Genomic DNA, 9,686 nt, shown 5'->3' with positions numbered 1-9,686 from the left:
TCCAGCGGGTAGGCGTCGGTGGCGGTGGCGTTCCACTGCTCGACGATGCGCTCGTGCTCGGCCGCGCCCAGTATCGGCAACTCGCCCAGATGCCTGTCGGCTTGCTCGGTCAGCGCCTGTAGCAAGGCCATCAGGTGTGCGTCGATCTGGTGTATCTGCGACGCACTGAATTGCGCCTGGTCGAAGCTGTAGCGCAGTTCCAGGGTATCGCCCAGGCTGACCGCCAGGGTCAGTGGGTAGTTGGTCTGTTCATGGCTGGCCACCGTGCCGAAACGCAGCTCGTCGGGGGCACCCTGTTGCAACGCTTCCGACACCGGGTAGTTCTCGAACACCAGGATGTTGTCGAACAGCGCTTCACCGCCTTGCCCGCCCCAGCGCTGGATTTCGAACAGCGGCGTATGTTCGAACTCACGCACGCTCAGGTTCTGTGCCTGCACCGCCTGCAACCATTGCGCCACGCTCAGTTGCGGGCTGGGGCTGGCGATCACCGGCAAGGTATTGATGAACAGGCCCACCTGCTCTTCCACACCTTGCAGGTCGGTGGGACGGCCAGCCACCGTGGCGCCGAAGGCGACCGCCTGCTGGCCGGTATAGCGTTGCAGCAACAACAGCCAGGCAGCCTGCAGCAACGTATTGAGTGTGACTTTGCGAGCCCGGGCGAACTCACCCAGCGCTTGCGTGGCCGAGCGCTCGACCAGGCGCCGGTGCTCGGCTTGGCCATGCGCGCCGCTGGCCGGGCGCAGCAGGCTGCTGGCCAAGCGCGTCGGTTGCTCGAAGCTGGCCAGTTGCTGTTCCCAGAAGGCTCGGCTGGCAGCCGCGTCCTGGCCCTGCAACCACTGGATGTAGTCACGGTAGCGTACCCGCGGCGCGTCAACGGCAAGGCCTGCGTAGTGCTGCATCACCTCACCGATCAACCGCGAACTGCTCCAGCCATCCATGAGGATATGGTGGTGGGTGTAGATCAGGTGATGCTGCCCTGCACCGGTCTCGACCAGCTGCAGGCGAAGCAAGGGTGCGTGAGCCAGATCGAAACCTTGGGCCAGGGCTTTGGCGGCAAGCTGGTTGGCATCCTGCGCAGCGTCGTGCACCTCGAACGGCACCTCAACGGCGCGGTGCACCAGCTGCAGCGGCTGCGCCAGGTCGCCTTCCCAGCAGAAGCTGCTGCGCAATATCTCATGGCGCTCGACCACCCGTTGCCAAGCCAGGCGGAAACGCGCCGGGTCCAGTCCATCGATATCCACCCGGAGCTGGTTGACGTAGTCGCCCGAACCTTGCTCGTACAAGGTATGGAACAGCATGCCTTGCTGCATGGGTGCCAGTGGCAGGATGTCCTCGATGTTGTCGGCAGTCACCGGCAGGTTGTCCAGCTGGGCTTGGTTCACTGGCGCCAAGGGGAAGTCGGACGGGGTGAAACCCAATGCCCGACCGGCCGCGCAATGAGCCACCAGGCTGGCCAGTTCGCGGCTGTATTCATGTGCCAGGCGCTCAATCACCTCGGGTTCGAACATCTGTGCCGAGAAGCTCCACTCCAGGCTCAGTTCCCCGTCGTAAACCTGGCCATTGAGGGTCAACCAGTTACCCAATGGGGTCTGTGCATCCTGCTCGGCACCGGCCGATTCGACGGCTGGCACGAACAGCGAGGCGCCGCCTTCATCGAACTGGCCGTCCAGTTGCCCCAGGTAATTGAAGGTTATACGGGCCTCGGGCAATGCCGCCATCAACGCCTGGGTCGCGGCATCGGCCAGGTGGCGCAGGATGCCGAAGCCAATGCCTTTGTCAGGCGCCGCACGCAATTGCTCCTTGATGGCCTTGATGGTTTGCCCAAGGTCCTGCGCCGGGGTCAGTAGCACAGGGTATTTGCTGGTGAACCAGCCAACGGTGCGGCTGAGGTCGATATCGTCGAACAACGCCTCGCGGCCATGGCCTTCCAATTGCACCAACACCGAACGTTCGCCACTCCAGCGGGTGATCACCCGCGCCAGGGCGCTGAGCAGCAGGTCGTTGACCTGGGTACGATAGGCCGCAGGTGCCTGTTGCAACAACTGCCGAGTAACGCTGGCGTCCAGCCGGCTGTACACACTATGGCTGTCGCAGTGGCGCGCTGGCGCCTCGGCAATGGCCCCAGGCAGCGTACGTGGCGCGCCTTGCAGGCTACCCTGCCAGTAGTCGACCTGCTCTAGCAGGCGTGGTGCCTGGGCCAAGGCCTGCAGCTGCTGTGCCCAGCGCTGTACCGAGCTGGTGCGGGCCGGCAGGCTAATCGGTTGGCCTGCCTGCAATTGCTCACAAGCGTGTTGCAGGTCTTCGAACAGCACTCGCCAGGACACGCCATCGACCACCAGGTGGTGGATTACCAGCAACAGCCGCTGGCTGCCGTCGTCCATCTGCACGCATACCGCGCGTAGCAGACGCTGGCCAAGGTCCAGGCCAGCCTGCACGGTTTCGCACAGCGCCTCCAAGGCGCCACGGTCGGTACAGTGGGCCTGCTCCAGCAGCGGTTGCTGTTGCCACAAGGCCTGTTGCTGCTCGACGCTACGGTACTCGGCGTGCCACTGCCCTGTTACCTGGCCAAAGACTTGGCGCAAGGCATCGTGGTGCATCACCAGCGCCTGCAAGGCCGACTCCAGCAACGCCACCGGCAGGTTCACCTGGCTGCGTAGCAGGAACGACTGGTTCCAGTGTGCACGCCGAGCCACGGGGCGGGCAAAGAAAGCCTGCTGAATTGGCAACAACGCCAACGCGCCCTGGGCTGGCCCTTGCTCGCCTAACTTGGCTTCACCCTGCCGGGCGACACCGGCCAGACCCTGAACGGTCTGGTACTGGAACAGTTGCTTGGGGGTAAAGTGGATACCGGCCTGGCGAGCACGGCTGACCACCTGGATGGAGATGATCGAATCTCCGCCCAACTCGAAGAAGTTGTCGGTCACCCCCACCTGCTCACGCTTGAGCACGTCTTGCCAGATCGTCGCCAGGCGTTGCTCCAGCACGTTGCGCGGGGCCACGAAGGCCGCTTCGGTGGCCGCTTCCGGCTTCGGCAAGGCCTTGCGGTCGAGCTTGCCGTTGGCATTGAGGGGCAGGTTCGCCAACAGTACCAGTTGGCTCGGAACCATGTGTTCCGGCAACGCCTGGCGCAACTGCGCAAACAGTTCAGTGCGAAGCTGGGCGGGCTCCCCCTCCCCCTCCCCCTCACCCTCCCCCTCGGCCACGACGTAACCCACCAGTTGCCGACCACTGGCCGAAGGCATCGCAAGCACTGCCGCTTCACGTACCTGGGGCAGGTTGCGCAGGGCATTGGCCACCTCGCCAGGCTCGATACGGTAACCGCGAATCTTCACCTGGTCGTCCACCCGTCCCAGGTACTCGATACCGGTTGCGCCCAGGCGTACCTGGTCACCACTGCGATACAGCCGGGCACCTGGAGCACCGGCAGGGTCCGGGACAAAGCGCTCGCCGGTCAGGCCAGGCTGGCCGACATAACCCCGTGCCAGTCCGGCACCACCAATGTGCAATTCCCCAGGCACGCCGTCGAGCACTGCTTGCAGGTCGGCGTCGAGCACCCGCACATGGCTGTTGGCCAAGGGCTGGCCAAGGCTGGCACGGGGCGTTGCCACCGCCAGATCGATGGCACCGGCCAGTACACCCACGGTGGTTTCGGTCGGGCCGTAGTGATTGAACACCCGGCACTGCGGCGCCAGCCGGTGTATCTCGGTCAACAGGGTCGACGGGCAGGCTTCGCCGCCAAGCACCAGGTAGCGACGCGGCAGCACCTGTTCGGGCCGTGCAGCCTTGAGCAGAGCGTCCAGGTGCGAAGGGACGATCTTGAGTGCATCGATGGCATGCCGGCCCATGTAGTCGGCAAACCCATCGGCATCCATCGCCAGCTCCGTATCCACCAGATGCAGCGTTCGGCCAGTGCACAGTGCACCAAACAGCTGGGTGTAGCCGAGGTCGGCCGACAGCGTCGAGACCAACGCCATGCGCTGCACGTCTTGCCATTCGATGCGTTGCACCACACCTTGCACGTAATTGAGCAAAGCGCCGTGCTCGACCATCACCCCTTTGGGCTGGCCCGTTGAGCCGGAGGTGTAGACCAGGTAAGCGGTATTGCTGCGCTCCAATGCAACCGCTTCGGCCACGGGCCCGCCCTTGGCATCCGCTATCACCAGGCGCGGGGTGTCCAACCCAGGCAAGGTTGCCGGAACGTCCACCAGCATCAGGCAAGCCGCACTGCTGCGCAGTAATTGGGCCTGACGCTCTTGCGGCAGCGCTGGGTCCAGCGCCACGAAGGCAGCACCGGCCTTGTGCACCGCCAACATGGCCACCGCCCATTCGACCGTACGACCGGTAGCGATGGCCACCCGTGCCTCCGGGCCAACGCCCTGTTCGCCCAGACGCCAAGCCAATGCGCCGGCCCATTGTTCAAGCTCGGCATAGCTCAGGCGTTGCTCACCAACAACCACCGCCAGGCCCTGCGGGTTCGCCCGGGCCTGCTCGCTGATCAGTTCATGCACGCCTGCGACCGGCTTCAGCGCCAAGCCCGGGCCAGCGGTTGTGACAGGCGCCCCAGACAACAGGATTTCACCCAGCCGCGCCTGAGGGTTGGCGACCAGTCGTGCGAGCAGCTCCAGCCAATGGCCGGCCATACGTTCGATGCGTTCGGCACGGAACAGGTCGGTGGCGTAGATCAATGTCGCACTCAGTGCACCACCCTGCTCGACTGTTTCCAGGGTCAGGTCGAACTTGCTGGTCTGCTCGCCCGGCGCGAGTGTTTCCACGCGCAGGCCGCCAACCTGGGAAGATGCCGTGCGTGTTTCATCGCTCTGGTGGTTGTGCAAGACCTGGAACAGCGGGCTATGGCTGAGGCTACGTTGCGGTTGCAAGGCCTCGACCAACTGCTCGAAAGGCAGATCCTGGTGGGCCTGGGCTCCCATGGCGGCGGCCTTGGCCTGGGCTACCAGATCGACGAAACGCTGGCTACCCTCAACGTTGGCGCTGAGCACCTGGGTATTGATGAAGAAGCCGATCAGACCTTCGGTCTCCATCCGGTGGCGGTTGGCGATCGGCACACCGACTCGAATCCGTGCCTGGCCACTGTAGCGATGCAGCAACAGCTGGAACGAGGCCAGCAGCACCACGAACAACGTGGTGCCTTCGCTTTGCGCCAGGCGCTTGAGGCCTTGGGCCAACGGCACCGGCAGGCTGACCTCGTGGCGCCCACCGCGGTAGCTCTGCTGCGCCGGGCGCGGGAAGTCACTGGGCAGCTCCAGCAGCAGGTGCTCGTCACCCAATTGCTCGGTCCAGTACTGCAGCTGGCGGTCACGCTCGCCCGCCTCCATCCACTGGCGCTGCCAGATGGCATAGTCGGGGTACTGGATCGCCAGGGCAGGCAACTGTGGCGTTTGCCCCTGGCTGCGGGCCGCATAGCAGGCGACCAGTTCGTCGACCAGAATGCCCATGGACACGCCATCGGCCACGATGTGGTGCAGCGTCAGCACCAACACATGGTCATCCTCGGCCAGGCGCAGCAGGCCAACCCGCAGCAATGGCGCGCGCTGCAGGTCGAACAGTTGCTGGGTCTGGGCGTTGACGAAGGTCTCGATGGCCTGGTCGCGGGCGCCCGGGTCCAGCCCTTCGGCGAGGCTCGCGTGCTCGATGGGCAAGGCTGCCAGCTTTTCGACCACTTGCCAGGTGCGGTCGTCCTCATCGATCTGAAAACGTGTCCGCAATGCTTCATGGCGTTCGATCAGGTCGGCGAAAGCGGCCTGCAGCGCCGTAATGTCCAGCGCACCGTGCAGGCGCAACGCGCTGGGCACGTGGTAGGCGCGGCTCTCGGGGTCCAGTTGCCAGAGAAACCATTGGCGCTGCTGCGCATACGACAGTGGCAAGCGGGGGAATTCGCCGCGCATCGCCGGAATCGGGAACTGGGCCAGGCTCATGCCGCGCCCGGCCAGTTTGTCGAGAAAGGCCTGCCGTTGTGCCAGCGGTAGGCGAATGAAACGCTGAACCAGTGCCAGGTTGTCCAATTCAGCCATTTCAGAGGGTCTCCAGCTCGGTGAGGAAGTCGTGCATGTCGCTAAGGTCCTGGTTGAGGTTGCTGTTCAGGCAACCGCCGACCGCACTGGCATATTCATGCAAGGTGCCGGCCTTGAAGATCAGGTCGAGCGGGATATTGGCCTGCAGTTGCTGCTGGGCCGCAGCCGTGACCTGGGTAGCGAGCAACGAATGCCCACCCAGTTCGAAGAAGTTGTCGTTACGCCCTACTTGCTCAAGCTTGAGCACCTGCGCCCAGATCTGCGCCAACTGCTGCTCCAACTCACCCTCGGGGGCCACGTACAGTTGCTGCAAGTCGCTGGCATCCGCCTGTGGCAAGGCCTTGCGGTCGAGCTTGCCGTTGGGGGTCAGGGGCAGTTGGTCGATGAACAGCAGGTAGCTCGGCACCATGTAGGCCGGCAGCGCCTCGCGCAGGTGTGCCTGCAAGGTTTCGCGCAGCTCGGCCTGGGCCCGGGCATCGGCAAGCCCGGTGACCAGGTAGCCCACCAGTTGAGCACCAGCCGGGCCAGGCTGGGCCAGCACCACCGCTTCACGGACAGCTCCATGGGCCTGCAAGCAAGCTTCGATCTCGCCCAGTTCAATACGGAAGCCCCTTACCTTCACTTGGTGGTCGATGCGGCTGAGGTAGTCGATGATGCCATCGGCACGCTGGCGAACGCGGTCGCCGCTGCGGTACAGGCGGCCACCCTGCTGGCCCAGAGCATCGGGCACGAAGCGCTCGGCGGTCAACGAAGGGCGCTCCAGGTAACCCCGGGCAATGCCTTCGCCGCCCAGGTACAGCTCACCCTCCAGGCCGACCGGCAACAGGCTCATGGCGCTGTCGCAGACATACGCACTGCGTTCACCGATACGGCTGCCGATGGGAGCGTAGGCCGCACCGCACGCATCATCGAGCCCGGCTTTCCAGATCAGAGGGGTGACTACGGTTTCCGTGGGCCCGTAGCCGTTGATGATGTACCGTGGCCGTAGCGCTCGCTTGGCCAGCTCGAAGCTCGAATGCGGCACAGCATCCCCACCGAAGCAGTAGATACGCACCCGCGGCGGGTTGCCGTCGCGCTCGGCATGTTCGGCCAACTGTTGCAGATACGCCGGGGGGAACGCCGCCACGGTCACACCATGGCGGTGCATGGCCTGGTAGGTCTGCTCCGGGGTCCACAGGCTCGGGTCGCGAATCAACAGCCGGCCGCCGTGGCCAAGGGTGGTCAGCCAACGCTCGTGCGCCCCGTCGAAGGCGAACGACATGAAGTGCAGCTCACAATCGCGCTCGCTCATTTCATAGCGTTCACCGATGGCCAGGCAGTGCATGGCCAATGGCCCGTGGGGCACGGCTACGCCTTTGGGTTGGCCGGTGGAGCCGGAGGTGTAGATCACGTAAGCCAGGTTTTGCGGCGCCAGGTCGTGGGCCGGCGCGCTGTCTGGTTGCATGCCCAGATCCAGCCGGTCGATGGCGAGGCAGCGCAGACCAGCCGGGGCCGGCAGCTCCGGCAGCAACTGCGAATGGCTCAACAACAGTGCCATGGCCGAGTCCTGCATCAGGTAGGCCAGTCTCTCCTGTGGGTACTGGGGGTCCAGCGGCACATAGGCGCCACCGGCCTTGAGCACGGCCAACAGGCCGACAATCATGTCAAAGCCGCGTTCCAGGGCGATGCCGACCCGTACCTCCGGCCCCACGCCCTGGGCCATCAGGTAATGGGCCAGGCGGTTGGCCTGGGCCTCCAGTTCGGCATAGCTCAAGGTACGGTCGCCGCACAGCAAAGCCACCGCCTGAGGCGTGCGCTCGGCCCACGCCTGGATCAGCCGGTGTACCGCCCGATCGCTCGGATAGGCGTGGCGCGGCTCGTTCCACTCGCGCAACTGGGCCTGCTCGGCGGCACTGAGCATGGGCAGCTGCGCAACGACCTGATGGGGTTGCTCGGCAATGGCCTGCAACAAAGTCTGCCAATGGTTGGCCAGGCGCGCGATGGTCGATGGCTCGAACAGTTCACAGGCGTAGGTGAACCGGACGCCCATGCCCACTTCAAGCTGGTAGGTGTCCAAGGTCAGGTCGAACTGGGCCGTGACATTGCCCCACTCCAGCGGCTCGACCTGCAGTTCATCCAGGCGCTGGCCCGCCAGTACGGCCTGGGTTTCATCGTGGTGGTTGTACATCACCTGGAACAACGGTGTGTGGCTGAGGCTGCGCTGCGGATGCAAGGCTTCGACCAGTTGCTCGAAGGGCAGGTCCTGGTGTGCCTGGGCACCCAGTGCGGCCTGGCGCACCTGGGCCAGCACCTCGGCGAACGGTGCTTCGGCGCTTACCTCGGCCTTGAGCACCTGGGTGTTGACGAAGAAGCCGAGAATGCCCTCGACCTCCAGACGGTTGCGGTTGGCGATGGGTACGCCGACACGGATCTCCCGCTGGCCGGTGTAACGATGCAACAGCACCTGGAACGAAGCCAGCAACAGCATGAACAGGCTGGCCTGCTCACCCCGGGCCAGCTGCTTGAGGCGCTCGACCAATGCAGGCTCTAGGCTGAAGTCGTGGCTAGCACCCCGCTGGCTCTGCACGGCGGGGCGCGGGTGATCGGTGGGCAGTTCCAGCACGGGTTGCTCACCGGCCAGTTGCCCGGTCCAGTAAGCCAACTGACGGTCACGCTCCCCGGCCTCCATCCACTGGCGCTGCCACACGGCGTAATCGGCATACTGCAGCGCGGCCGCCGCGGTATCGACGGCGCGGCCCTGGCTGAAGGCTTGGTAAAGGCCGATCAGTTCCGCGACCATGCGTTGCAGCGACCAGCCATCGGTGATGATGTGATGCTGGGTCATCACCAGGGCATGGTCATCGTCACCGAGCTGGATCAACCTGGCCCGCAGCAGCGGCCCCTGAGTGAGGTTGAACAGGCGTTGGGTTTCGCGCAGCACGGCCTGTTGCAGAGCCGCATCCTGCCCGGCGCAGTCGAGCTGGGAAAGGTCCAGGCACTCGCGTTCGACCCTGACATCGCCTTGGGGCAGGATCAACTGGTGGGTATGGCCCTGATCCTGGATGAACAAGGTGCGCAAGCTTTCGTGCCGGGCAACCAAGATGTCGAAGCTGCGCTGCAACGCCACGGCGTCGAGACGGCCGCGAAGGCGCAGGGCACTGGCGAGGTGGTACGCCGTGCTTTGCGGCTCCAATTGCCAAAGGAACCACTGGCGTTCCTGCGCATAAGACAACGGCAGCGGTACATCCCGGCACGCGGCGAGCAATCGCGGTGCGCAAGGCACGCCTTGCGGTGCGGCCTGCAGCACCGCGACGAAGGCCTCCAGGGTGGGCTGCTCGAACAGGGTACGCAAGGGTACGTCTGCCCCCTGCACCTGGCGTACCCGCGACATCACCTGGGTGGCGAGCAACGAATGCCCACCAAGGTCGAAGAAGTTGTCGGTCACGCCGACCTGCTCGACTTTCAGCACGTCCTGCCACACCTGGGCGATCTGCGCTTCCAGCTCGGTACGTGGCGCCACGTAGGCACGTTGGGCCGACGTCGCATCGGGCTTGGGCAGGGCCTTGCGTTCAAGCTTGCCGTTGGGGCTCAGTGGCAGTGTCTGCAGCAGCATGAGGTGGTGCGGAACCATGAATTCCGGCAGGTGCACCTTCAACTGCGCCTTCAGGGTTTCGCGCA

Annotated in this window: 2 protein-coding genes; both read right to left on the bottom strand. The window is 64.8% G+C overall.

Annotation, left to right across the window (positions count from 1 at the left end; translation table 11 throughout):
- Positions 1-6,029, bottom strand: a 6,029-nt coding sequence (locus ACF8EF_RS24090; RefSeq protein WP_392529375.1) for an amino acid adenylation domain-containing protein, incomplete at its 3' end; no start/stop codon positions are given.
- A gap of 1 nt (position 6,030) precedes the next feature.
- Positions 6,031-9,686, bottom strand: a 3,656-nt coding sequence (locus ACF8EF_RS24085) for an amino acid adenylation domain-containing protein (RefSeq protein ID WP_392462334.1), incomplete at its 5' end; no start/stop codon positions are given.

Source organism: Pseudomonas sp. zjy_15 (assembly GCF_043101865.1).
In the GTDB taxonomy this organism is placed as follows: domain Bacteria; phylum Pseudomonadota; class Gammaproteobacteria; order Pseudomonadales; family Pseudomonadaceae; genus Aquipseudomonas; species Aquipseudomonas putida_Y.
The sequence above is the reverse complement of the archived record's forward strand: the minus strand, read 5'-3'. Positions and strand labels throughout refer to the sequence as shown.